Origin of the sequence: Mesorhizobium sp. M0496 (assembly GCF_040321205.1) — a bacterium.
GTDB lineage: Bacteria > Pseudomonadota > Alphaproteobacteria > Rhizobiales > Rhizobiaceae > Mesorhizobium.
The window spans coordinates 16,923-42,327 of sequence record NZ_JAMYRC010000052.1 but is presented as its reverse complement, the minus strand read 5'-3'; the positions used below and the strand labels follow the sequence as shown (position 1 = coordinate 42,327).

General features: G+C 60.8%; 12 protein-coding genes and 3 pseudogenes. 10 read left to right on the top strand and 5 right to left on the bottom strand.

The features are described from left to right. Positions 1-126 precede the first annotated feature (126 nt). Together NKI73_RS29410 and NKI73_RS29405 are read right to left on the bottom strand one after the other, a co-directional pair. Positions 127-9,000 carry a Ulp1 family isopeptidase gene (locus NKI73_RS29410; protein ID WP_352634999.1) on the bottom strand — a complete coding sequence of 2,958 codons (8,874 nt, stop codon included), beginning with the start codon at positions 8,998-9,000 and terminating at the stop codon, positions 127-129. A 283-nt stretch (positions 9,001-9,283) separates the two neighbouring features. Next, positions 9,284-9,418 (bottom strand): aldehyde dehydrogenase family protein, encoded by a 135-nt coding sequence (locus NKI73_RS29405; protein WP_352634997.1) that lies wholly within the window; start codon positions 9,416-9,418, stop codon positions 9,284-9,286. 909 nt (positions 9,419-10,327) lie between these two features. On the opposite strand from NKI73_RS29405, the pseudogene NKI73_RS29400 reads away from it, so the two are divergent. From NKI73_RS29400 to NKI73_RS29390, 3 genes and pseudogenes are all read left to right on the top strand, one after another. Continuing rightward, positions 10,328-10,686: pseudogene (locus tag NKI73_RS29400) on the top strand (DDE-type integrase/transposase/recombinase); the annotation flags it as partial. A gap of 272 nt (positions 10,687-10,958) precedes the next feature. Further along, positions 10,959-11,330: pseudogene (locus NKI73_RS29395) on the top strand (type IV secretory system conjugative DNA transfer family protein); the annotation flags it as partial. Between the two features lie 638 nt (positions 11,331-11,968). After that, positions 11,969-14,503, top strand: a complete 2,535-nt coding sequence (locus NKI73_RS29390; protein ID WP_352634995.1) for a two-component system VirA-like sensor kinase — start codon at positions 11,969-11,971, stop codon at positions 14,501-14,503. Positions 14,504-15,317: 814 nt separating this feature from the next. On the opposite strand, the pseudogene NKI73_RS29385 reads toward NKI73_RS29390, so the two are convergent. Next, a pseudogene (locus NKI73_RS29385) lies at positions 15,318-16,058 on the bottom strand (oxygen-independent coproporphyrinogen III oxidase); the annotation flags it as partial. Between the two features lie 1,047 nt (positions 16,059-17,105). Between NKI73_RS29385 and NKI73_RS29380 the strand changes: the two are divergent. Genes NKI73_RS29380 through NKI73_RS29370 form a run of 3 tightly spaced genes read left to right on the top strand, consistent with a single transcriptional unit; the run spans position 17,106 to position 18,246 of the window. Beyond that, complete coding sequence (locus tag NKI73_RS29380) at positions 17,106-17,411, top strand: hypothetical protein (RefSeq protein WP_245271846.1); 306 nt, start codon at positions 17,106-17,108, stop codon at positions 17,409-17,411. A 50-nt stretch (positions 17,412-17,461) separates the two neighbouring features. Then, complete coding sequence (locus NKI73_RS29375) at positions 17,462-17,803, top strand: Fic family protein (RefSeq protein ID WP_352443272.1); 342 nt, start codon at positions 17,462-17,464, stop codon at positions 17,801-17,803. 23 nt (positions 17,804-17,826) lie between these two features. Beyond that, positions 17,827-18,246 carry a Fic family protein gene (locus tag NKI73_RS29370; protein WP_023737287.1) on the top strand — a complete coding sequence of 140 codons (420 nt, stop codon included), beginning with the start codon at positions 17,827-17,829 and terminating at the stop codon, positions 18,244-18,246. Between the two features lie 77 nt (positions 18,247-18,323). Here NKI73_RS29370 and NKI73_RS29365 read toward each other — a convergent pair whose 3' ends face one another. Both NKI73_RS29365 and NKI73_RS29360 read right to left on the bottom strand, forming a co-directional pair. Then, positions 18,324-19,817: an NAD-dependent succinate-semialdehyde dehydrogenase gene (locus NKI73_RS29365; RefSeq protein ID WP_023747617.1), complete on the bottom strand. Its 1,494-nt coding sequence runs from the start codon at positions 19,815-19,817 to the stop codon at positions 18,324-18,326. Positions 19,818-19,940: 123 nt separating this feature from the next. Then, entirely contained in the window at positions 19,941-21,320 is a 1,380-nt protein-coding gene (locus NKI73_RS29360) for an aminotransferase (protein ID WP_023747618.1), read from the bottom strand. A gap of 161 nt (positions 21,321-21,481) precedes the next feature. On the opposite strand from NKI73_RS29360, the gene NKI73_RS29355 reads away from it, so the two are divergent. The 4 genes from NKI73_RS29355 (at position 21,482) to NKI73_RS29340 (ending at position 25,396) form a co-directional block, all read left to right on the top strand. Next, the gene (locus NKI73_RS29355) at positions 21,482-22,300 is read left to right on the top strand and encodes a transketolase (protein ID WP_245271849.1); all 819 of its coding nucleotides are present in this window, start codon (positions 21,482-21,484) and stop codon (positions 22,298-22,300) included. Continuing rightward, positions 22,297-23,277: a transketolase family protein gene (locus NKI73_RS29350; RefSeq protein WP_023747620.1), complete on the top strand. Its 981-nt coding sequence runs from the start codon at positions 22,297-22,299 to the stop codon at positions 23,275-23,277. Before NKI73_RS29355 ends, NKI73_RS29350 begins: the two co-directional genes overlap by 4 nt. 33 nt (positions 23,278-23,310) lie before the next feature. Continuing rightward, positions 23,311-24,624, top strand: a complete 1,314-nt coding sequence (locus NKI73_RS29345) for an aspartate aminotransferase family protein (protein ID WP_023747621.1) — start codon at positions 23,311-23,313, stop codon at positions 24,622-24,624. Between the two features lie 88 nt (positions 24,625-24,712). Further along, positions 24,713-25,396: a GntR family transcriptional regulator gene (locus tag NKI73_RS29340; protein ID WP_023737066.1), complete on the top strand. Its 684-nt coding sequence runs from the start codon at positions 24,713-24,715 to the stop codon at positions 25,394-25,396. The last annotated feature ends 9 nt before the right edge of the window (positions 25,397-25,405 follow it).

The window sequence follows — 25,405 nt, the reverse complement described above, 5'->3', positions numbered from 1 at the left end:
GACGAGGCTGATCAAGCCTTCCAACAGTACCAGCCTGATCAATTACGGCGAGAGCTACCGGTCCGGAGATCGCATCAGCCCCTCTGTCGTCAAGAGAGCTGTTCTGCTTGACCCCAGCCATGGAGCTCAACGCCCCGCGTCGGAGCGCTCCCTGCTTCTGAAGGAAGCCACTAGGTCCGCTCGGGCTTGATCGGAGGCTTGGCTGATGGACGTCGTGGTTGCTTCGCTCAGTTGCCGCCCCATGGCGCGGCTTTGCGGATTATCAGTCCTCTGCCTCTTCGCCGGTCTCAACAGCGCTGTGTAATGTTCATTGTTTATGATGACGCCCCCGCTGTTCACGAGGTTGCTCCTGTCAAGTGTACTCGTCAGTCCGTCCTGGGCCTCGCGCTTCTTGCCCAAGTGCCGTTCAAACGGCGCTGGCGCGACTTGTTGAGCTCGAGAGATGGGTCCCTGCTCTCCTGCGTGGCCATGAGCTTGTGCCGCGGTCTGCGCAGCGGCGTCCCCAATGGCACGAGCCTCCATGCCGACTGCGTCTTCCGGACGAGCAGCAAGGGCAATTTCGCGCCCGAGTGCGAACTTCCGGACATGAGTTAGTGCACTGATTTCAGCGGTTTTCATATAGCGCTTGGCATCTTCATCCAGCGACCGCTCGTGAAGCCGATCCGCAATCCCCGGCTTTTTGTTTTCAACCAGGCATTGACTGAAACGTCTAAGAGCAGACCCATAGACCTCAACGGTACGGGGTTTCGGCCCGGTCGGCGCTGCCTCGTACGCTTTGATGAGAGCCGCTGTGTACTCTCTGATGAGCACGGCGTCGGCAGGGTGGGGATTCAGGGCAGGGCGGCCCACCACTGGCGCTCCGCCCGCCCACGTCTTGAGACGACCCAGTGACCCAGCCACGGCCGAGGGGCCGCCACCCCAGATCTCGTACTCCTTGCGATCCCGATCCAGCGACGAATCGTGAAGCCGATTCGCAATCCCCGGCTTGTTATTTTCAACGAGCCAATGACCAAAGCCGAAAAGAATATCTACATGGCGCTTGACCGTGATCTCCCCGACCTTACCGGCATAGAGTGCTGACCTCAGCCCTTCGACAAGGGTCGCATCGTTGGAATAAAGAGGACCCTTGTCGGGACCGGAGACCACTTTTGGGCGATCTGGCTGCACCGCCGCCGGCACAGAACGAGCATGGTCACGCAACTCGGACGGTGCGGGGGGATTCAGATCAACCACTGACGAATCCGGCGCATCATGATGGCGCGCCGTTGAGTGACCCGGCTGCAGCACCGAGGCACCCAGCATCGACCCACTGCCTCCGGCGTACGGCGCCGCGGCGTGTTCTTGTCCGCTCCCTTGCATCATGGGCTGCGCCTCCCATGGCAATGCACCCACTTGATGGGTGGGGGCCTGCATCAGCACGCGAGCGCCTGAATTGCCGATCTCGCTCAGCTGCGGCTCAGTGGCAACGTCCTGCAGACGACTGTTCGGGGTCCTTTGCCTCTTCGCTGGTCTCAACTCCGCTGTATCATGCTCACGGTTGATGAGGACCTCCTCGCTTGGTAGCTGGTTGCTCCTGTCCTGTGCAGCGATCCGCTCGTCCGGCGCGCGCTGGTCGCCGTCGCGCCAGCTCAGGGGACGAAAGGACCCTGCGGGATCCGAGGCTTGGTGATGGGGCCCAGTTGGCACGAAAGACGATGCCAGAACAGCGTCGTCTTCATTAGCTTTCCCAGGGGGGAGATACTCTGGCCAACTGTATTCCTCCTGCGGCCCGCTGTGCTGCGCAGCGGCGTCCCCCTTGCTCTCAAGACTTTGAGATTTAAATGGGTCCCCGGGAGCAACGTCTGGCGCTGACTGGCCGAGCCGCTTGATCTGCTGGTGAAACGTCCCAACGGCGCTTTCCTTAACCGCGTCTCGGGCCTGTCGGTCCATGAGTTCAAAGTTCGTGAGATTATTTGCCGTTCCGAATGTATTGTCACCCCTGAGGCGGGTTTGTAGTGCCTGCCGATTGACGACGAGGTTGTTGAGGTTCAGGTTATCTGGCTGCGATTGCAATCGCCCAACCAGCGCCCGCGTGCCGTCCACCACGTAGACTCCGCAATCCACCACGTTGCTCTGCTGGGCGATGCGGGATACGCCCACGCGGGTCTCCAGGCTGGCGCCCAGATTTTCTGCGAGCTCTTTTGCAAGCGTGTCATTGCATCCGTTGTAGGAGTCATAATGATAGGCAACCGGCCGCTCCCGGTCGCTGCGATCAACGAACAGCAGCGACCAATGGGTGCCGCGCTCCGCAAGAGTCTTACCGCCATCGCTCACTGGCACGAACAGGAAGTCGGCTGTGTCGTTACCGTTCTGATTATGGACGATGCGCTGGAATGCGCTTAGCTTGTCGCTCTCGGAGCCCAAGCGCAGATGATAATTGGCTACGAGGGGATCCACGAACCGCGTCCGGGCGGCGAGATCTGGATTGTTCCCCTGCAACTCCTGCTCCAGGAGCTGGTAATCCCTCTGGATATGTTCGTCGCCTAGCCATTCCAATGCGCGGAGCACCCGCCCGTCTTTAGCTTTCCCAGGGGGCCTCTCTGGCCGACCCAATGCCTCCTGCGTCCCGCTGCGCTGCGCAGCGGCGTCCCCAATGGCACGAGCCTCCATGCCGACTGCGTCTTCCGGACGAGCAGCAAGGGCAATTTCGCGCCCGGGTGCGAACTTCCGGAGATGAGCTAGTGCACTGATCCTCCGGTTACCACCGGAGTTCACATAGCGCTTGGCATCTTCATCCAGCGACCCCTCGTGAAGCCGATCCGCAATCCCCGGCTTTTTGTTTTCATGCAGGTATTCACTGAAACGTATAAGAGTAGATCCATAGACCTGAATGGTACCGCGATTCGGCCCGGTCGCAGGCGCTTCTTTGTACTCTTTGATGAGAGCCGCTGTGTAATCTCTGATGAGCGCGGCGTCGGCAGGGTAGGGATTCCGGACAGGGCGGTCGACCACTGGCGCTCCGCCCGCCAACGTCTTGAGACGACCCAGTGCTCTAGCCACGATCGAGGGGCCACCCCTGCTCTCGTACTCCGAGGGGCCACCCCTGCTCTCGTACTCCTTGCGATCCTGATCCAGCGACGATTCGTCAAGCCGAGCAGCAAATCCCGGCCTGTTATTGTCAAAGAGCCAACGACCAAAGCCGAGAAGAGAATTTACATGGCGCTTGACCGTGCTCTCCTTGACCTTACCCGCGTAAGCTGACCTCAGCCCTTCGACAACGGTCGCATCGTTGGAATAGAGGGGACCCTTGTCGCGACCGGAGACCCCTATTGGAGGATCTGGCTGCACCGCCGCCGGCACAGAACGAGCATGGTCACGCAACTCGGACGGTGCGGGGGGATTCAGATCAACCACTGACGAATCCGGCGCATGATGATGGCGCGCCGTTGAGTGACCCGGCTGCAGCACCGAGGCACCCAGCATCGACCCACTGCCTCCGGCATACGGCGCCGCGGCGTGTTCTTGTCCGCTCCCTTGCATCATGGGCTGCGCTTCCCATGGCAATGCACCCACTTGATGGGTGGGGGCCTGCATCAGCACGCGAGCGCCTGAATTGCCGATCTCGCTCAGCTGCGGCTCAGTGGCAACGTCCTGCAGACGACTGTTCAGGGGCCTTTGCCTCTTCGCTGGTCTCAACTCCGCTGTATCATGCTCACGGTTGATGAGGACCTCCTCGCTTGATAGCTGGTTGCTCCTGTCCTGTGCAGCGATCCGCTCGTCCGGCGCGCGCTGGTCGCCGTCGCGCCAGATCAGGGGACGAAAGGACCCTGCGGGATCCGAGGCTTGGTGATGGGGCCCAGTTGGCACGAAAGACAATGGCAGAACAGCGTCGTCTTCATTAGCTTTCCCAGGGAGCTCGCGCCCGAGTTCGGACTTCCGGAGATGAGCTAGTGCACTGATCCCACCGGAGTTGTTATAGCGCTTGGCATCTTCATCCAGCGACCCCTCGTGAAGCCGAGCCGCAATCCCCGGCTTTTTGTTTTCAACCAGGTATTCACTGAAACGTCTAGGAGCAGATCCATAGGTCTGAATGGTAGCGGGATTCGGCCCGGTCGGCGCTGCCTTGTACTCTTTGATGGGAGCCGCTGTGTAATCTCTGATGAGCGCGGCGTCGGCAGGGTCGGGATTATTCAGGACAGCGGCGCGGTCCAGCACTGGCGCTCCGCCCGCCCACGTCTTGAGATGACCCACTGCTCTAGCCACGTCCGAGGAGCCACTCTTGCTCTCGTACTCCTTGAGATCCGGATCCAGCGACTCCTCGTGAAGCCGAGCAGCAAATCCCGGCCTGTTATTATCAAAGAGCCAACGACCAAAGCCGAGAAGAGAATTTACATGGCGCTTGACCGTGCTCTCCAATGCTGACCTCAGCCCTTCGACAACGGTCGCATCGTTGGAATAAAGAGGACGCTTGTCGGGACCGGAGACCCCTATTGGAGGATCTGGCTGCACCGCCGCCGGCACAGAACGAGCAGGGTCACGCAACTCGGACGGTGCGGGGGGAGTCAGATCAACCACTGACGAATCCGGCGCATGATGATGGCGCGCCGTTGAGTGACCCGGCTGCAGCACCGAGGCACCCAGCATCGACCCACTGCCTCCGGCGTAGGGCGCCGCGGCGTGTTCTTGTCCGCTCCCTTGCATGAGTTGCGCCTCCCATGGCGATCGTAGAAGGTCCGCGTGCGGAATCGAGTCGAAATATCCCGACAAATCAGCGTCGACCATCTGCTTTTGCGACCGAGCCAGCGTTTCGGCCACCGCGGCCTCGCCAACCGCGGAGGGCGTCTCCTCAGCCCTGGCGAACGCTGGCCCGGCAGGCGCCGCCGGCACAGAACGAGCATGGTCACGCAACTCGAACGGTGCGGGGGGATTCAGATCAACCACTGACGAATCGCGCGCCGTTGAGTGACCCGGCTGCAGCACCGAGGCACTCAGCATCGACCCACTGCCTCCGGCGTAGGGCGCCGCGGCGTGTTCTTGTCCGCTCCCTTGCGTCATGAGTTGCGCCTCCCATGGCGATCGTAGAAGGTCCGCGTGCGGAATCGAGTCGAAATATCCCGACAAATCAGCGTCGACCTTCTGCTTTTGCAACCGAGCCCACCTTTCGGCCACCGCGGCCTCGCCAACCGCGGAGGGCGTCTCCCCAGCCCTGGCGAACGCTGGCCCGGCAGGCGCCGCCGGCACAGAACGAGCATGGTCACGCAACTCGAACGGTGCGAGGGGATTCAGATCAACCACTGACGAATCCGGCGCATCATGATGGCGCGCCCTTGAGTGACTCGGCTGCAGCACCGAGGCACCCAGCATCGACCCACTGCCTCCGGCGTAGGGCGCCGCGGCGTGTTCTTGTCCGCTCCCTTGCACCATGAGTTGCGCCTCCCATGGCGATGTATCCACTTGAGGGCCGGGATCATGCACTGGTTCGTCCATTTGCTTTTGCAACCGAGCCCACCTTTCGGCCACCGCGGCCTCGCCAACCGCGGAGGGCGTCTCCTCAGCCCTGGCGAACGCTGGCCCGGCAGGCGCCGCCGGCACAGAACGAGCATGGTCACGCAAATCGGACGGTGCGAGGGGATTCAGATCAACCACTGACGAATCCGGCGCATCATGATGGCGCGCCCTTGAGTGACCCGGCTGCAGCACCGAGGCACCCAGCATCGACCCACTGCCTCCGGTATGCGGTGCCAGGTGCTCGTCCCCCAGCATCATGGGCTGCGCCTCCCATGGCAATGCACCCACTTGATGGGTGGGGGCCTGCATCAGCACGCGAGCGCCTGAATTGCCGATCTCGCTCAGCTGCTTAGCTTTCCCAGGGAGCTTCTCTGGCCGACCCAATGCCTTCTGCGGCCCGCTGTGCTGCGCAGCGGCGTCCCCAATGGCACGAGCCTCCATGCCGACTGCGTCTTCCGGACGAGCAGCAAGGGCAATTTCGCGCCCGAGTGCGGCGTACGGCGGGAACTTCCGGAGATGAGCTAGTGCACTGATCCACCGGTTACCACTGGAGTCCAAATAACGCCTGGCATCTTCATCCAGCGACCCCTCGTAAAGCCGAGCCGCAATCCCCGGCCTGTTGTTTTCATGCAGGTATTGACTGAAACGTCTAAGAGTAGCCGCATAGTCCTGAGTGGTTTTGGGATTCGGCCCGGTCGCAGGCTCTGCCTCGTACTTTTTGATGAGAGCCGCTTTGTAATCTCTGATGAGCTCGGCGTCGACAGGGTCGGGATTCAGGGCAGCGCGGCCCACCATTGGCGCTCCGCCCGCCGACTCTTTGAGACGACCCAGTGCTCTAGCCACGTTCGAGGAGCCACTCTCGCGCTGGTACTCCTTGAGATCCTGATCCAGCAACGGATCGTCAAGCCGAGCAGCAAATCCCGGCTTGTTATTATCAAAGAGCCAACGACCAAAGCCGAGAAGAGAATTTACATGGTCCGTGACCGTGCGCTCCCCGACCTTACCGGCATAGAGTGCTGACCGCAGCCCTTCGACAACGGTCGCATCGTTGGAATAAAGAGGACGCTTGTCGCGACCGGAGACCACTACTGGAGGATCTGGCTGCACCGCCGCCGGCATAGAACGAGCATGGTCACGCAACTCGAACGGTGCGGGGGGATTCAGATCAACCACTGACGAATCCGGCGCATGATGATGGCGTGTTTCCCCGGGAACAACGTCCCGTACGAACACCGAGTCTGGGTTGCCTTGGTCCGGCGCGACTGGAGCCAGGGCTCTGTCGTGCAACGCTCGCGCTGACTGGCCGAGCCGCTTGATCCGCTGGTGAAACGTCCCAACGGGGCTTTCCTTAACCGCGTCTCGCGCCTGTCGGTCCATGAGTTCAAAGTTCGTGAGATAATTTGCCGTTCCAGATGTATCGTCACCCATGAGTCGGGTTTGTAGTGCCTGCCGATTGACGACGAGGTTGTTGAGGTTCAGGTCTGGCAGGTCTGGCAGGTCGGGCTGCCATCTTTGCAATCGCCCAACCAGCGCCCGCGTGCCGTCCACCACGTAGACTCCGCAATCCCACTCGTTGCTCTGCTGGGCGATGCGGGGTAAGTCCACGCGGGTCTCCAGGCTGGCGCCCAGCCTTTCTGCGAGGTGTTTTGCAAGCTTGTCATGCCATCCGCTGACGGAGTCATAATGATAGGCAACCGGCCGTTCCCGGTCGCTGCGATCAACGAACAGCAGCGACCAATGTTTGCCGCGCTCCGCAAGAGTCTTACCGCCATCGCTCACTGGCACGAACAGGAAGTCGGCTGTGTCGTTACCGTTCTGATTATGGACGATGCGCTGGAATGCGCTTAGCTTGTCGCTCTCGGAGCCCAAGCGCAGATGATAATTGGCTACGAGGGGATCCACGAACCGCGTCCGGGCGGCGAGTTCTGGATTGTTCCCCTGCAACTCCTGCTCCAGGAGCTGGTAATCCCTGTGGATATGTTCGTCGCCTAGCAATTGCAATGCGCCGAGCACCCGCCCGCTGGGGTCGCCGAAAACACCAAAAAACCCTTCGACCGCGGGGGACATCCCCTCAGGAAAGAGCTCTGGCGAGGCGGAATTGCCCGCCCGCAAGCTGGGCGGAGCGAATTCCGGTGGCCTCATTGGCACCTCCTCGCTTGGTAGCAGGTTGCTCCTGTCCTGTGCAGCGATCCGCTCGTCCGGCGCGCGCTGGTCGCCGTCGCGCCAGATCAGGGGACGAAAGGACTCTGCGGGATCCGAGGCTTGGTGATGGTGCCCAGTTGGTACGAAAGACGATGGCAGAACAGCGGCGTCTTCATTAGCTTCCCCAGGGAGCTTCTCTGGCCGACCCAATGCCTTCTGCGGCCCGCTGTGCTGCGCAGCAATGGCACGAGCCTCCATGCCGACTGCGTCTTCCGGACGAGCAGCAAGGGCAATTTCGCGCCCGAGTGCGGCGGACGGCAGGAACTTCCGGAGTTGAGCTAGTGCAATGATCCTCCGGTCACCACTGGAGTCCTTATAGCGCTTGGCATCTTCATCCAGCGACTCCTCGTGAAGCCGAGCCGCAATCCCCGGCTTGTTGTTTTCAACCAGGTATTCACTGAAACGTCTAAGAGTAGCTCCATAGTCGTGAATGGTTTGGCGATTCGGCCCGGTCGCAGGCGCTCCCTTGTACTCTTTGATGAGAGCCGCTTTGTACTCTTTGATGAGCACGGCGTCGGCAGGGTCGGGATTCAGGACAGCGCGGCCCACCATTGGCACTCCGCCCGCCGACTCTCTGAGACGACGCAGTGCCACAGCCACAGTCGAGGAGCCACCACTGCTCTCGTACTCCTTGAGATCTTCATCCAGCGACTCCTCATGAAGCCGAGCAGCAAATCCCGGCTTGTTATTTTTAAAGAGCCAACGACCAAAGCCGTAAAGAGAATTTACATGGCGCTTGACCGTGTCCTCCTTGGCCTTACCCGCGTAGAGTGACCTCAGCCCTTCGACAACGGTCGCATCGTTGGAATAAAGAGGACGCTTGCAGCCGCGACCGTCGGAGACCACTATTGGAGGATCTGGCTGCACCGCCGCCGGCACGGCGGAACGAGCATGGTCACGCAACTCGAACGGTGCGGAAGGATTCAGATCACCCACTGACGAATCCGGCGCATCATGATGGCGCGCCGTTGAGTGACCCGGCTGCAGCACCGAGGCACCTAGCATCGACCCACTGCCTCCGGCGTACGGCGCCGCGGCGTGTTCTTGTCCGCTCCCTTGCATCATGGGCTGCGCTTCCCATGGGGCCGCATCTTCGATGAGGCTCAGGTCTCCCTGAGACGGATGAGAATGGAACGGGTCTGGCAGAGCCGGAACGGCGGGGGCGGGAATTTGGGCAGCGGCTTGGCGCGCCTCGCCCGAGCGCTGCTCAAAGCCCTCTTGCCCGGCCTGTGCCGCTTGCTCTTGAGATGCCGGGGGCTGCACCTGCCGCCAACCTGTTACATTGGATAGGTCAAATTTGTGCCGGTTCACGCTAGCCTCACGTCCACAGATCAGCTGAGCAACCTACTCGGGCATACTTACGAGAAGCTGACGAGGTCCGCGGTCCCGGAGCGGGTAGGCCTAATTTTCTGCGCGCCGATTGCGCTGGCGCGACGTAGCCCGGCCTTTTGCCAGCTCGGCAGCTACGGCTCGCAAAGAGCGTCGTAAGGCTTGCGGAGCCGCCCCTCAGCTCCCGTCGAGGAGCAATCCACAATTCACATATTTGGAGATGGCTCGCTGGTTTACCGGTCTGCGAGCCCTGCAAGCCCATGCTTCAGATGCCGCCCTTGCAGAGGTATTTCATTTCGAGGTAGTCCTCGAGGCAATGGCGGGAACCCTCCCGCCCGATGCCGGACTGCTTCACTCGGCCGAAAGGCGCGGCTTCCGACGACATGCGTCCCGTGTTCATACCACTATGCCATATTCCAAGGCCTCGGCGACACGCCAAACACGCTTCCGTTTGAGGCACAAATGTGGGGGAAGGCCGTAGATCGTGTCGTTGGCCTCATGCACGACTTATCCGCATCGTCGAAGCAATCACAGGCGCCAGCCGCCCGAATGTCTCTTTCTTGCGCGATGGTCATCTCGCTGGAGACAGGACCGATAGTTCGACGTGCCATTCGCGCGATGCGTTTGCCCCCCGCATCGAATTCTGCGGCCTTTCGCGACGGCATGGGATTCGATTTTGGCCAGAGCCTGCCTGTCGATCAGCGCACCGATCGCCACTCCGGAGCAAAGCCCTCGCCAACGATAAGTGGCGGACTTTCTCCACGAACTCTCGACAAACACCTTCGTGAACGCCTGACTGGACGGGGGTAGCCATGCCGAACAGGTCGCATAACCACGCCATCGTTCGGCAACTGCAGCCGCGAAGCGTCTCGAACACATCGGCTCGATGCGGTTGCGTCCAGAATGCATCAGCGAGCGGCGGGAGTCTTCGCTATATTCGCCCCCGACATCCCGAAGTCCACCAGCTTGCCTGCCAAAAAGGGGTGTTGCATGAATAAACCCGCTTTCGTCGCCGTCAGCCGCGTGCCCAGGAAGGACGACAGTCTCCATAGCAAGAATGCGAGATGATCATCGTATTCAGCGGCAGCGTGCCGGCGAAATTGGGTGTTCGGCAAGCCAAATAGCGCGATGCAGAAGGATGGTGAGGATTTCGCGTCCGCCACTGCGATGCATAGAGCCACCCTTCGCAACCGACCAGCGCAACAAAGCTCGTTATGCGGCGCGTAGGTTCGTAGACGCTTATCCAGTATCGAGATAACAAGGCCGCTGCGCAGGAACGAACTCTGAGAGCGCACCCTGCGAGAGGTTGCGCTTGCTGACGCGGCTGTGGAAGAAGCAGGGGCTCGCGCCGAAGCGCATGATCACCGACTAGCTTCGCTCGTATGGAGCGGCAAAGCGACAGATGATGCCGGACGTCGAGCACCGGTCGCACAAGGGGTTGAACAACAGAGCGGAGAATTCCCATGTGCCGCCGCGAAAACGGGAGCGGATGATGCAGGGGTCCGATCGCCGGGAGGCCTGCAACGCTTCGTCTCGACCTTGTCAGCCCTCCGCAACCTCTTCGTCCCCCGCCCCAAACGTTCTGCTCTCGCCATACATGTTCATCGCTTGCAAGCCATCGCCGAATGGAAGGCCGTGACTGGAACGCCCGCAACGATGGATTGCTAACGGCGAACTCATGCTGGTCGGCAAGGCGATACTGGCTGGAGCATCAACTCGGCCGACGAGAGTGGCCACACCATCCTAGACAGGATCGGCCGATATGCCCGGCATCGCCGCTCTGCAAAAAGCACAGCGGGCATCCAGACGTTGCCGGGTTGACTATGGGTGTCCGAACCGCGAAAAGAGGCCGCTCTTTATGAGTGGCGTGCGCTGGCAGTCTAACCCCAAGCCCCCCGCCCGGGCTGCCGGCGCGCTTCTAGGAACATCGAGGTAGATGACAGACTCCGAACTACATTTCCAAAGCTATCGGTGGATTCACATTTCAAGCCCAATCGATTTCCTACAGCCAGGCGCGAACGTTCGATTGGAACGTTCAGAATTCACATCAAGGTGCACCGCTGTTGCGTCCCGAACAGGTGCGGCTGCTCGATGACGACTACGAGATTGTTCTCATCAAAGGTCTGCCACCATTAAAATTGAGGAAGGTGCGTTATTTCTCGGATCGCATTCTGAAACGCATCTTTGAAAGCCAGACAGGCGCCCTCCCGGAGCCGGCGCCCTTGACGGGAGCAGAGGGGGCGCTCTCCGCAGAATCTCAACTCGATGACCCGCTGTGTGAATTGGCGCAGGACTTTGACGATACAGTTTGATGTGAGGCTAGTATGAACCCGCGAAATAGTAATCCATCCCGTGTAACAGCTTTGTCGCAGGTGCAGGACGCCGGCTTGGAAGACGGGCAAGCGGTCCAGGCCCGGCGAGTGGGCTTTGAGCAGCACGTGTCCGAGGCGCTCCGGCCGCTGTTCGATGGTCGAGCTGACGAGCCTACCGGTCCAGAGGAGCTTCTGCGACTGGAACAAGGGTTTCGCGAGGTGCTTCAGCGAGGGCAGGATCATCAAGCCGCCTCGTCTTTTTTCAGCGATCCAAGGATGCCCGCTGGACGGGATGACCCCAAGGGAAGCGTGTCGGACGCTTTCGCAGCAGCCGGCTCTAGCCACGCCGGAGTCGAGGCCGCCGCCCCGCCAGTGTTAGCTGCCAGCCAACAGCAGATCCGGCCCTCGCCAGTTGCGTTTGACCGGCCGGTATCATCCTCGGCTGCTGCAGGCGTGCGCTTGTATGCCCCTTCGATGATCTCTCGGAAGACCAGTTCCGAAAACTGCGATCAGTTGCCCGCCTTGTGCTGCCGCCTCGCCGTCGAGGTCGAAACGCCCGCGAATCAATGGAAGGTCAGCGGGCCATGGGGGCAGAGTGCGACGGCGTCTACACCGCCTATTTGAGGGGAGAGGTACACTTGGCTTTCCTGTTCCAGCAGCATCCGGCCGCACACCGACGCGATGGGGAGCTAGAATTCAAATCGGACCTTCGCAAGGCACGCACCGCGGATCAAACGCCGTTCGTTTGGGAAAAATGGCTCAGTACCGACAAAGCTTCTGTAATGGCCCTAGTGGCCTCGGTCGCGCTCTTGGTCGCGATACAGTGGCAAGACCCCCAGATCAACGAGGCGGTCCTAAGCGAACTGCGGACGATTCAGATCAACTACGCATTGCTCCAGCGAGACGTCGCCCGCGCCGACATGGTATTGGACTTCCGTTCCGTTGCTTCTACCGGGCAAGCATTAAAAAGGAACCTTCAAAACTACCAACGCCTTGTTGAGATTTCGCCCAATGAGAGCTCCGGGGTGCACTCCAGGTTGGTTGCACAGCTCAAAAATTCCCTCGAAAACACAGAAGCTGCCATCTCGGCCTCGGCCGCGCAAAATGAGCTTCTGCAAAGCTCTCTCGTACGCTTTGCTCGCTCGGCTAATCGCCTTCGGGGGGGAGTGTCGAACAGGCCTGAATTTTCCAATCTGATCCTTCAATTTTCGGCCAGACCGGGATTCAGCCTCGCATTACAAATCGATCAGTCTCTCCGCCGACTTCCTCCTAGCCAGGACCAAGTCACGGAGGATGTTGCCCGCGAGGGCCGCGCTATCCTGTCCTCAATGTTGAGGTTGGACCGCGCTGTCAATCGGATCCCATCCTTCGACACGTTCGCCAAGGCTGCCGAATTGGAGCGAGAACATCTGAAAGCCTACAGCTTCGCCAGCGCGCAAGCGCAGCGTACACGGCTTTTCTTTGGCTTGGTGTCCATATGCCTCTGCTTGTTTGCGACCATTCGAGCCTCCACGCTGCATGTGCGGACGAACCGGTTGGAAAGGCGGTTAGAGCTTGAAGCGGCGATGAGTGAGATCGAAGCTTGTTTCATCGACAGTCAAGCAACGAAGGCTTCGCGGCGCTTCTCCACCGAAGCGGCGCTTAGACTCATTCAATGCGTTTTCGATGCCGATCAATGCGCGCTTGCTCTGGTGGATCCGAGTATCAGCAGGAATACCGAGTACTTTGTCGCGAACAAGCGCATGCGCGTCTGGAACGCCACGCTAATCCATGAAGTCGTCTCACTTGTACACCCGGAACAGCCAGTGTTTCGCGTCGTTCCGGCGTCGGAAGTGGTTCGGACTGCCGTAGGCACTACCGGTGTTTGTCAAATTGTTGGTTGCAGGGCCTCCGATCAGCAGGCTGCGGTTTGTATCCTTGTTTTTGAAGGAGATCGCTCACCACCATCCACAGACGACCTCCTGGTTCTGGCGAGCGCTACTGTGCGTTTAGGCAACCATCTTGAAATGCAACGTGTACACACGGAACGTAACCTTTTTGAGAGTCGATGGGAGCATGCGGAAAGGCTGACGGCTGTCGGCACAATCGCAAGCGGCGTTACACATGAATTCAATAATGTTCTAGGAGCAATAGTCGGCTACGCAGAGATGGCTAAAGGTCTTGTGCGTCGCCCCTCGAGAATTCGGGGCCACATCGGCCAAATTATCTTGGCCAGCAACCGAGCCAAACTGATTATTGATCAAATTTTGTCACTAAGCCGAAATCGGAAGCGCGTGACGATGCCTTTCGACGTCTCGGAGAGTGTAATGGATCTCGCGCCATTGCTGCGGGTTACACTTCGTGCGGATGTTCAGTTGAACTTCAAGATCAACGAGTCGCAAACGGTGATCGAGGGCAGCCCGACCGAGATACAGCAGATCCTTATGAATCTATGCAAGAACGCGTCGGAGGCTCTCTTGAATGAGGGCCGTGTCGAGATTAGCGTTTCTCGCGCTCGCGTCTGTCAAACGAAGCCCGTGGCTAAGGGCACCTTGAAACCGGGAGATTACGTTCTCCTCTCCATCAGCGACGATGGCCAAGGAATCGCAAGTTCGGTGCTTCCGCATATCTTTGAGCCCTTTTTTACCACGCGCTCTCGCGTCGGCGGGACCGGACTGGGTCTTGCTGCAGTGGACCGCCATGTGAGCGCGCTCGCAGGATGCCTTGACGTCACCTCGGCTGTTGGCCGAGGTACACGCTTCGATCTCTACTTACCGGCCTGCGCTGAGGAGCAGGTCAGAGCTGATAGCGCTTTCGGCCCATGCGATGGATCACTTGGCAACGGAGAAATCATTGCAGTCGTTGACGCCGATCCAGCAGCGTTGGAGATCTACAAGGATAAGATCGCCGCGCTGGGTTATAAGCCGGTCGGCTTCGCGACCTTCGAGAGTCTTTGCGACTGGATCGAGAGCGGGAAGGCAGCCGACCTCCTAATTTTCGATAAAGCGACTTTCCTCGGGCCAGGACAGCCCGAAGCCGTACGTACCACCCTGATGACGGTGCCCATCATCGTCGTTGGTGGAAGCGACCCCATGCCGATCACATCTGGTAATCAGACCTTCGTCCTTTGGCTAGCCAAACCGGTCTCGTCCAGGACGATGGAGCATGCAATTCGTAGGATGATAATGGCATGATGCCGCCGACGCGCTCAGGATACCGAGCTACCGAGGCAGTCGGAGGCGGAGCCGGCTGGGATCCAGCAAATACAAGAGCGTCGGACGATCTCTGCGCACCCGGCTCATGGCGAGTTCCCCTCGAACACTGTCGTCGGCTCCGCCCAAGGAAGGGCTCCCCGACCACGGCAAACCTGCCGCCGTGCTCGTGACCGTCAAGGACAAGTCGCCGCGCGATGGGGTCTGCGGGCCTCCATCCTTGACAAGTCACTGCGCGCTGGCGGCGACAGGCAACGGGTAATATAAGGTCGGGACGAGGAGATGGTCGCCAATCGGTCACGCAAGATGGTTGACGAAATGACTCGAGAGCAAAGCTTGACAATCATCGCCCCATTCACGCCAGACTTCTCCTGTGCGTTCATCATCGGCTACGGCTCCTCGCTGCCCCGACAAGGCTATCGCCGCCCGGCCGGGCAAGCGATATCCAAGGTTCCGACGTGTTCCTTTCATGCTAGATTGACCTAGGCCCCGGCAGGGCGGGAGCATGAGGCTGGGTTCTCGGTCGCGGATCTGTGAGGCAAGCACGGGGTAAGCGACGGCTCGACCCACCATTGGGAAGGCCGGCTTCGGCACGGAGGTGCGGCCTCGGCGTTGAGAGGCATCGGATCGGGTGTAGCAGGACTTTCGAACTAACTGCCGACAACACACTGGATAGGCTGTTCTCGTCGTTCGGTCCAGTTCACCAACGCCTATGTCGACATTTTACGGCGCTTCACTACTAACCGGGCACCGCACGATGGCAGCTCGTTCTCTCCGGCAAAAGATACCCCCTGTGTTAGCTTCCGTGTGTCTGCTTGCCCTCACCTGCGGGATACGTAAGGCCATCTCTAAAAGCATCGAATGCGGCAGCGACAGCGCGAATCCCAAAGCGATGCTCCCGCCGTACGCGGACAAAACCGTTTTCGAAGTCCACTATTCCGTCCTTGGCCAGCATCGCCAAACGCTCATCTGAACCGCGAAGACGGATCGGATCAGATCCGTGGGCGACACAGATTGCCGGCACGTCAGCCTCGAAATCGCACATTAATCGCTCGATAATTGCGGCTCGCACGCGGTCGTCGTCTGTGAGGCGATGGCCCTTCGATGTAGCCAGTCGGCCAGCTGCGATGTGCTGGATGTAGGAATCCCGTGTAACTTCGTTTTGAACGTATCCCTGGCCGGTGCGGCCGATAGCCGACGCGCCGAAACCGATCAGGGTTCTGCAGGTGTCAGCCGAGTAGCCCAACGAGTTACGTCGCAGGCGACCTGTTTCCTGTGCCAGCGCGAGCTCGTCGTCCGGAAAGGCGAAATGGTCGAGCCCGATCTGTCGGTAGCCGGCGGCAATCAGCCTCACGGCGACAGCCGCATACTGTTCAGCGCGGGCAGCGCTGTCGGGAAGAAATTCCGCCTCGATGAGGCGCTGGTTCTTTATTTGGGATGGGATATGCGAGTAGCCGAACAAGGCAAGCCGGTCGGGGCGCATGGCGACCGCTGCCCTCGCCGTCTCGACCCACGACACCACCGTTTGACGCGGCAGGCGTCCCATGGTGATAACAAACCACCTTGCCGCTGAGCTCGCCTGTGTCTTTGCGTTATGCCAGTCCGTTCCGCTTAGATGTCTTGGCTGTTCCCGCCGAGACCTCACGCGCACCGTTTTATTCCCACCATCCCTCCCCGTCAGCTCCGCCTGGGAAATTCTGCCAGCTTGCCGGATCCGACGAGATAATGCAGCGCTGGGACGGACTTTGCTCGCCAGCTAGCGACCGTGGTGATCTCTGCCAAAAGGACGAGGCCATGAACGCGATCGGCGCTAACGGTGGCGGTTTGTATAAGCCTTGGGGTGGGAACTGGGCCTTCTATGCTGGCGCCACATACAAGCTCAACGAGACAACTTCGTTCTACCTTCGGCTCTCCCGGTGACCAGCTCTCAGTAGCGTCGCGGCAAACGTTGCCTATGGGCTTCTTTTCGATTTCACAGCTACGGCGACTCCAAACTCAGCAGTCGGCAAGATGGAAGCTTCCAACGGGAACTGCCCAATGCGAACAAGAAGAGCAGTGTCGGCAGTAATCCTGCGCCTCGAACGCTCATCCTAACGCCGTGAAGCGTAGAGCTCCGAGGTTGAGCAGACCAAGCCCGCAACACGCTCTAAGAAAACGGCGCATACAAGCCATACGAGATTGCAGCCTAGCCTCGGGGCCGGACGTTGTTTCATATCAGACCGGTGGGGATGAAGCCTGCCATCCAGCACCCGGTCAGTTTCAGGTCAAACTTGAACTCCCAGTCGGGTCAGAACGCGATCAACTGGCAGTCCGACGCACTTAAAAATGACAAATGGATCGCCTGCTTTTGGGCCATCCATGGGGAATTCGGGCGCGAGAGAACAAGCTCACACAGCATAAGCGAAGCTCCAGGCGAATCTTGCGCTGGCCGAGGCAGAACCATGTTTAAAGCTGCCTGTTTTCCACCTCGAACCTGTCTGAGTCCGGCCGATCATCATAGATCGGCCAAAGCATCGGCCAGATGGCTCCCCCAATTACGGTTTGTGCATAGTTGCCAGTACGATAGGCCTGCCGAACATCGGCCATGATCATCATCGGCAGCATCGATTTGTGTCCAAGCCTGGCGACGTCGGCTGTTTTGGGCAAAAGCCTGCACTCGCGTACCGCAGCCAACCTCGCCCATCTCGTGCGCATCATGAACACCTACTACAGCAACCTGATCGAAGGCCACGATACGCGCCCGCGCGACATCGAACGGGCGCTGGTCGGAATTTCGATCGAGACGAGAACCGCCGCAATCTGCAGCTCGAGGCGGCCGCGCACGTTCGCGTGCAAGCCGAGATCGACCGCCTGGCTGCCGATGGGCAGTTGCCGGAACCGGCATCGGTAGGTTTTCTTCGATGGCTGCACGCGGAATTCTATCCCGATGCCGAAGCGCCCATGCTGACCATCAAGGGTGCCGGCCGTGAGTTCGTCATGGCGCCAGGTGAGTGGCGATCGAAGCCAGAGCATGACGTCGCCATCGGCCGGCATGAACCGCCTTCGAGCGATCGCGTCAACGATTTCATGCAATACTTTGCCATGCGTTATCGCTTCGATAAGCTGGGCAAGGCCGGACGCATCCTGACCATTCCTGCCGCGCATCACCGCTTCAACTACATTCACCCGTTTCCGGACGGCAACGGACGCGTCAGCCGATTGATGAGCCACGCCATGGCCCTCAGGCCGGGGTCGCCGCGCACGGGCTGTGGTCGATCTCACGAGGCTTGGCACGTGGCGTGAAAAGCCGAACGGATTACAAGAGCATGATGGATCATGCCGATATGCCCCGCCAGGGTGATCTCGACGGACGTGGCAACCTCTCCGAACGCGCACTCGGCGATTTTACCTTATGGTTCCTGCAGGCGTGTATCGATCAGGTGAGCTTCATGACCGGACTGTTCGATCTCGACACGTTGGCCAAGCGGCTGTATCGGCATGTGGAGCGCAGTGGTCTGAAGCCCGAAGCCGGCCGCCTCGTGGAGGAAGCGCTCACGCGCGGTGAGTTTGACCGCGGCGAGGCATCCCGTATTAGCGGACTACCCGAACGTACGGCGCGTCGAGTGTTCAATGACGTAATCGCGCTCGGACTATTGGCGTCGGAAACGCCAAAGGGCCCAGTGTCCCTACGCTTTCCGGCGGACGCTCTGGACGCGCTGTTTCCGAAGCTTTTTCCGGAAACGTAAGAGCATAGGGCGCTCACGATCTTAGGTCACTTCTCCTCGGAACCGGAAAGATTTTCACCGGATCACCCGCGGGTTCGTCATTCCGCGTTCTGAGACACGGGAAAAGCCGGCGCACTAGAGCCGAGGCCGCCGATGCAGACATATTTGGTGTCGAGGTAATCCTCGATGCCCTGATGTCCGCCTTCCTTGCCGAGGCCGGATTCCTTGACGCCGCCGAACGGCGCCTCCGGCGTGGTGATGAGGCCTTCGTTGACGCCGACCATGCCGTATTTCAGCCCTTCCATGACGCGGAAGGCGCGGCCGAGATCGCCGGTGTAGAAATAGCAGGCGAGGCCGAATTCGGTGTCGTTGGCGAGTGCTATCGCCTCCTCTTCGGTCTCGAACTTGAACACCGGTGCGACCGGGCCAAAGATCTCTTCCTTCATGAAGCGCATCTTGGGCGTCGCATTGGCGATGACCGTCGGCTGGAAGAACGAGCCGCCGAGCGCATGGCGCTTGCCGCCGGCAACGATCTTGCCGCCCTTGGATGTGGCGTCGGCGATCAGTTCTTCGACCTTCTCGACCGCCTTCTCGTCGATCAGCGGCCCCTGCTGCACGCCGTCCTCGAGGCCGGAGCCGACCTTCAGCCCATTGCTGGCGGCAGCGAGCTTCTCGACGAACTTGTCATAGACACCAGCCTGGACAAGGAAGCGGTTGGTGCAGACGCAGGTCTGGCCGGAATTGCGATACTTGGCGGTGATCGCACCAGCGACCGCACGCTCGAGGTCGGCGTCATCGAAGACAATAAACGGCGCGTTGCCACCGAGCTCCATCGACACTTTCTTGACGGTGACCGACGACTTCTGGATGAGAAGCTTGCCGACTTCGGTCGATCCGGTGAAGGTGATCTTCGACACCAGCGGATTGGCGCAGATCTCGTCGCCGATCTCGCTTGCCGAACCGGTCAGGATGTTGACGACGCCCTTGGGGAAGCCGACCTCCTCTGCGAGCGCACCCCAGGCGAGGCCCGAATATGGCGTCTGCGAGGCCGGCTTGACCACTGCGGTGCAGCCGGCGGCGAGCGCCGGGCCGAGCTTGCGGGCCAGCATCGAGGACGGGAAATTCCACGGCGTGATGGCGGCGATGACGCCGACCGGCTCCTTGGTCACCAGGATGCGGCGGTCCGCCCATGGCGAAGGCACGACATCGCCATAGGTGCGGCGACCTTCCTCGGCGAACCACAATATGTAGGCCGCGGCAGAGCCAATCTCGCCCTTCGATTCGAACAGCGACTTGCCCTGTTCGATGGTCAGCAGTTCGGCCAACACGTCCTGATTGTCCATCATCGCGTCATGCAGCTTGCGCAGCAGCTTCGAGCGCTCGAGCGCGGTCGTCTTGCGCCAGGTCTTGAAAGCTTCCGCGGCGGCTTCAATGGCGCGGCGGGTCTCGGCCCTGCCCGACTTCGGCACGGTGCCGATCTTGAGACCGGTGGCCGGATTGTTGACGTCGACCGTCAGTCCGCTGTCGGCCTGCACCCACTCGCCGTTGATGAGATTGGCCTGGCGCATGAAATGGCTGGTTTTCTGAAGCATGGTCTGGCCTCCGTTCGGATAAGACAATCAGGATCCTGTATGCTGGCTGCGGCTCGCGCTTGCCCAAGCGCCTTTCGCGCGGCCGGCCCCTCCAGCGACGTCTCGCCGCCTCGCCGGGCGGGTTCATGCCGACTGGTCAGTCCGCGCATGGGCCGCCGCGGTCTCATCAAGAGCCGCGCGAATGCCATCAACCATGTAATCGATCTCTTTAGGGGCGATGACGTAGGGCGGGCAGATTGCCAGCACGTCGCCCATGTTGCGGATCATGACTCCGTGCTCGCGGCACCGCCGCTCGACATCGGTGCCAATTCGCAGCTCCGGCGCAAAGGCGCGACGGGTGGCGCGATCCTCGACGATCTGGATCCCCGCTATAAAACCGCGGCCGCGGACCTCGCCGACCAGTGTATGGTCGTTGAGCGCGTCCGCGAGCGCTGCATGCAGATAATCGCCGAGACGGCGCGCCTGGCTCACGAGATCGATCTCGCGGTAGATCCTGATCGCCTCGGCGGCGACGGCGGCTGTCACCGGATGGCCGGAATAGGTGAAACCGTGGCCGAACACGCCGACCTTGTGGGCCTCGTCGGCGACGCACTGGTAGACCTTGTCGGAGATAATGACGCCGCCAATGGGCAGATGACCGGATGAAAGCCCCTTGGCGACCGACAGCATGTCCGGTTCCATGCCAAAAGTCTGGCTGCCGAACCAATTTCCGGTGCGTCCGAAACCGCAGACCACCTCGTCGGACAGCATCAGGATGTCGTATTTGCGCAGCACCGCCTGAACCTTTGGAAAATAATTCTCCGGCGGTACCAGCACGCCGCCGGCGCCCATGACTGGCTCTGCGATCATCGCGGCAATCGTCTCTGGCCCCTCCGCCAGGATCAGGGCCTCGAGTTCCTGGGCCAGGCGCGTGGCGTAGTCATGCTCCGCCTCGCCCGGCAGACCGTCGAGATAGTGGAACGGCCGCGCGGCGAATATGACGGGAAGCGGCGGCAGGTTGAAGGACTTGTGCATGTGCGGCAGCCCACTCAGCGCCGCGCCCATGATCGTACTGCCGTGGAAGGCGCCAAACCTGCTGATGATCTTGCGTTTCTCCGGACGTCCCCGCGCGGCCTGGTAATACCAGGCGAGCTTGACCATCGTGTCATTGGCTTCCGAACCGGAGCCGACCAGAAAAACGCGCGCGTGGTCGAACGGCGCCAACGCGGTAAGCTGTTCGACGAGTTCGACGGTGGGCTCATTCGAGCGGTGATTGAAGGTGTGATAGACGGCGAGCTTGCGCATCTGGCGGTCAGCCGCGGCGGCCAGCCGGCTGTCGCTGAAGCCGAGCGAGGCACACCAGAGTCCGCCCATGCCCTCGATATAGCGGTTGCCCGCGTCATCCGTGACGGTCGCGCCTTCGCCGGCCACGATCGTCAACGGACCATGATCCTCATGCAGGCGTGGATCGGTTTGGGAATGAAAGTGCCTGGCCATGTCCAGCACGCGCGATTCGTTGTTCATCAAAATTCTCCTTGCGACCAGATAGGCGGTTGCTTCGGCGAGGAATATCTTATAACTTATAAGTTGTCGAGAAAAAATGATCCCGAGAGTGAAGCCCAATGGCCAACCCGCCCACTCCTTCAAACAACGCCCTGCCCCCCGACGCGGAGCGGATCGCCCTGTTGCGCGACAGGGCAGAGTTCGTCCGGCTCGAGACGCTGCGCCTTATCCAGATCGCCAAGGTGGGCCACTATTCGTCGGTGTTCTCCTGCGCGGAAATATTCGCCACGCTCTACTACGATGCGATGCGGCTGAGGCGCGGCGAGCCGCAATGGCCGGATCGCGACCGCTTCCTGATGGGCAAGGGACATGCCGCGGTCGGCCTTTACCCGCTGCTGGTCGACTGGGGCTTCTTCTCCAAGGGCGTTCTCGACGGCTATACCCGGCTCGGCAATCCGCTTGGCGATCATCCCGACATGCGCAAGGTGCCCGGCGTCGATTTCAGCTCCGGCTCGATCGGCCATGCCCTGTCCGGCGGCCTCGGCATGGTGCTTGGCGGCCGTGCGGCCAACCGGCGCTTCGATGTCTATGTCCTGCTCGGTGACGGCGAGATGCAGGAGGGCCAGGTCTGGGAAGCGGCGCTCTCCGCCGCCCACCATAAGGCCGGCAATCTGATCGCCATCGTCGACCGCAACGGATACCAGCTCGACGGGCAGGTCGACGACATCATCGGCATCGAACCGTTGGCCGACAAATGGGCGGCGTTCGGCTGGCAGGTGCACGAGGTCGATGGGCACGACGTCGTCGCTCTCGCGACGCTGCTGCGACAGTTGAAGGCCGAGGCAGACCGCACCCGGCCCGTCTGCATCATTGCCAAGACCTCCAAAGGCAAGGGCGTTGGTTACATGGAAACCGAACCCGGCTGGCATCTGGGCTATCTCGCGCCATCGGACGAGGCCTTGGCCGCCGAAGAGATCAAGCGTGGAGGCAAAACACAATGAACGGCCCGATCGATACCAACTCCTGGCAGTACCGCCAGATCAACGCGCGTGCGCCTGGCCTGAGTTATCTGGCCAACGCGCTCATTGATCTGGTCGAAGACGGTTATCCGGTCGTGGCCGGTACGGCCGACCTTCAATATTCCAACGGGCTGGTGCGGTTCGCGCAACGCTTTCCCGAACGCTTCACGCAATTTGGCATTTCCGAGCAGAACATGGTTTCGGCTGCTGCCGGCATGGCCAGCACCGGCGCCATGCCGTTCGTCGCTACATTCGCTTCTTTCCTGGCGCTGCTGTGCTGCGAACAGATCAGAACCGACGTCGCCTATTCGGCGCTGCCGGTGCGGCTGATCGGTCATCATGCCGGTATTTCACTCGGCTTCTACGGCACCTCCCACCATGCGACGGAAGATCTTGCCATCATGCGAAGCATCGCCGACCTCACGGTCGTCGCGCCGGCTGACGGCCCGCAACTGGCGGCCGCCGTCAAGGCGTCTGTCAATCATGCCCAGCCAATCTACTTCCGCATTGGCCGCGGCCAGGAACCGCTGGTCTATGAAGACGACGGCGTCGACTTCCAGTTCGGCAAGGCGATCGTTCACGGCGAAGGATCGGACCTGACCATCATCGCCTGTGGCTCGATGGTCCATCCCTCAAGGGAGGCTTACCGCGCGCTGCGCGCGGCGGGCAAATCCGTCGGACTGATCGACATGCATACGGTGAAGCCAATGGATACGAAGGCAGTGCTCTCGGCCGCGGCTCACTCCCGCTTCATTCTAACCATCGAGGAACACAATATCCTGGGCGGTCTGGGCGGCGCCGTGGCGGAAATCCTGGCGGAGGCGGGCAGCCCGGCACGGTTGATACGCCATGGCATCCGCGACGAATACAGCCTGATTGCGCCGCCAACGCATCTCTACAAGCACTACCGGCTGGACGCGGCGGGAATCGAGGCCACCGTTCTTGAAGCCCTCGGCTGAGCCGGCGGACCATAGCCATGCACGGACATTGCGATGACCGATCAGAATAACACCGCCCGACTCATTGAGCGCGCCGGTGCGGTGATGCCGGGCGGATTGCTCAGCCCGAGCCGCAGGCTCGGCGCGCCGCATGTATTTGCCCGGGCGCAGGGTGCGTTTCTCTACGACGTCGATGGACACCAGTACACCGACTTCCACTGCGGCTTCGGCGCCAATGTGCTTGGCCACTGTCATCCGGCGGTGCGTGAACGCATCGCTGCGGTCTCCCAGGACATCGATCTTGTCGGCGCGGGAACGATGCGGCTAGAGATCGAGGTGGCGGAGGCGCTGGTCGACTGCATCCCTTGCGCGGATCTCGTCGCCTTCTGCAATTCCGGATCGGAGGCGACCTATCACGCCCTGCGCCTTGCCCGTGCCGCCACCGGTCGCAAGCGCATCATCAAGTTCCAAGGCGGCTATCATGGCTGGCACGACTATGTCGCCATGAACGTACAGTCGCACGCGCAGGCGATCGGCAAGTACGATCCCATCAGTGCTGGCATCCTCGAGGATGCCGCCCGTCACACCATCGTGCTGCCTTACAACGATGCCGGCGCCGTCGAGGATTATCTCAAGGCCAATCCAGGCGATGTCGCGGCGATCATCATCGAGCCAATCGCTCACAATATGGGGTCGGTGATCGCGACGGATGTTTTCCTGCGCGAGCTGCGTCGCCTGACCAGCGATCATGGTGTCGTGCTGATCTTCGACGAGGTCATCACCGGCTTTCGCCACGCGCTCGGCGGCTATCAGTCGATCGCCGACGTCACGCCTGATCTCGCGACCTTCGGCAAGGCGGCCTCCTCAGGCTATCCCGTTGGCGTGGTGGCCGGTCGTCGCGATCTCATGGCGCTCGTCGGCCGGACCGGGGAAGGATCCGTGTTCATGGGCGGTACTTTCAACGGCACGCCGTCGACGCTCGCCGCCATGCAGGCGACGATCGAGGAGCTGTCGAAACCAGGCTTCTACGACCGCCTGTTTGCCCTCGGCGCTTTCATGCGCACGCAGCTGGATGGCATTATCGATCGCCTCGGCCTGCCCGCGCAGAGCGCCGGGTTTGGCTCGGTCTGGCTGATCTATTTCCTCAGCGGTCCTTACCGCGACTACCGGGACTTGCTGGGCAACGACGATGTTTTCGATCTTGCATTCCGCAGAGAGATGGTGGCGAACCGGCTGATCGGCCAGCCGCTTCCGCTCAAGCGTCTCTACCTGTCAGGGAGCCATGACCGGGCGACAGTCGAGAAATCGCTGGATATCATCGAGACAATCCTGCGCAAGCTCTCCGCTGGGAAACCCGCCAGCTCCTAGCCATGTTTCGCAACGGACTTATAGGATATAAGAGCGTCTCGCACTATCCGTTGTCGATTCGGTGCGGCCAAGATTGCAGCGGTGGACCATGAGCACGATGCAGCCAATCGAGCAAGGCAGTCTGTCGGCGAGAACTTATATCTCGCTGCGCGAAGCCCTGATCGCCGGCAATTTCCGGCCCGGCGAAAGACTGTTGATGCAGGATCTGGCGCAACGGCTGGGCACCAGCGTCACGCCTGTGCGCGAGGCCTGTTTCAGGCTCGTCAGCGAGCAGGCGCTGGAACTGCGGTCAGGGCGGTTCATCACCGTTCCAGAGCTGACCCGGTCGCGTTACTGGCAGGTCCGGCTCATTCGCATCGCGCTCGAGGGACTAGCGGCCGAACTCGCCGTTGAGCATGTTTCGGAGAAGGACATTGCAAAACTGGTCGAGATCCATCGCGATTTCGTGGCCGGCGAAACGTCCGGCGATGCTGACCGCGCCCGTCGCGCCAATCGTGAATTCCACTTCGGCGTCTACCGCCTGTCCAAGATGGATATGCTGATCGCCCAGATCGAAAGCCTGTGGGTCTCGATGGGCCCTATCCTTAACGTGTATTATCTGCAGGCCGAGAACGATTACATCGGCGCGGAGGAGCACGAGACGCTGATCGAAGCGTTCCGGACCCGCAACAAGAAGGTGGCGCGTAAGGCGATCGAACGCGACATCGTGCGCGGTGGCATGAACCTGTTGCGGTATTTCGACGAGCAGGACGCGGCCGCCAAGCGGGCGTGATCGAAGCCG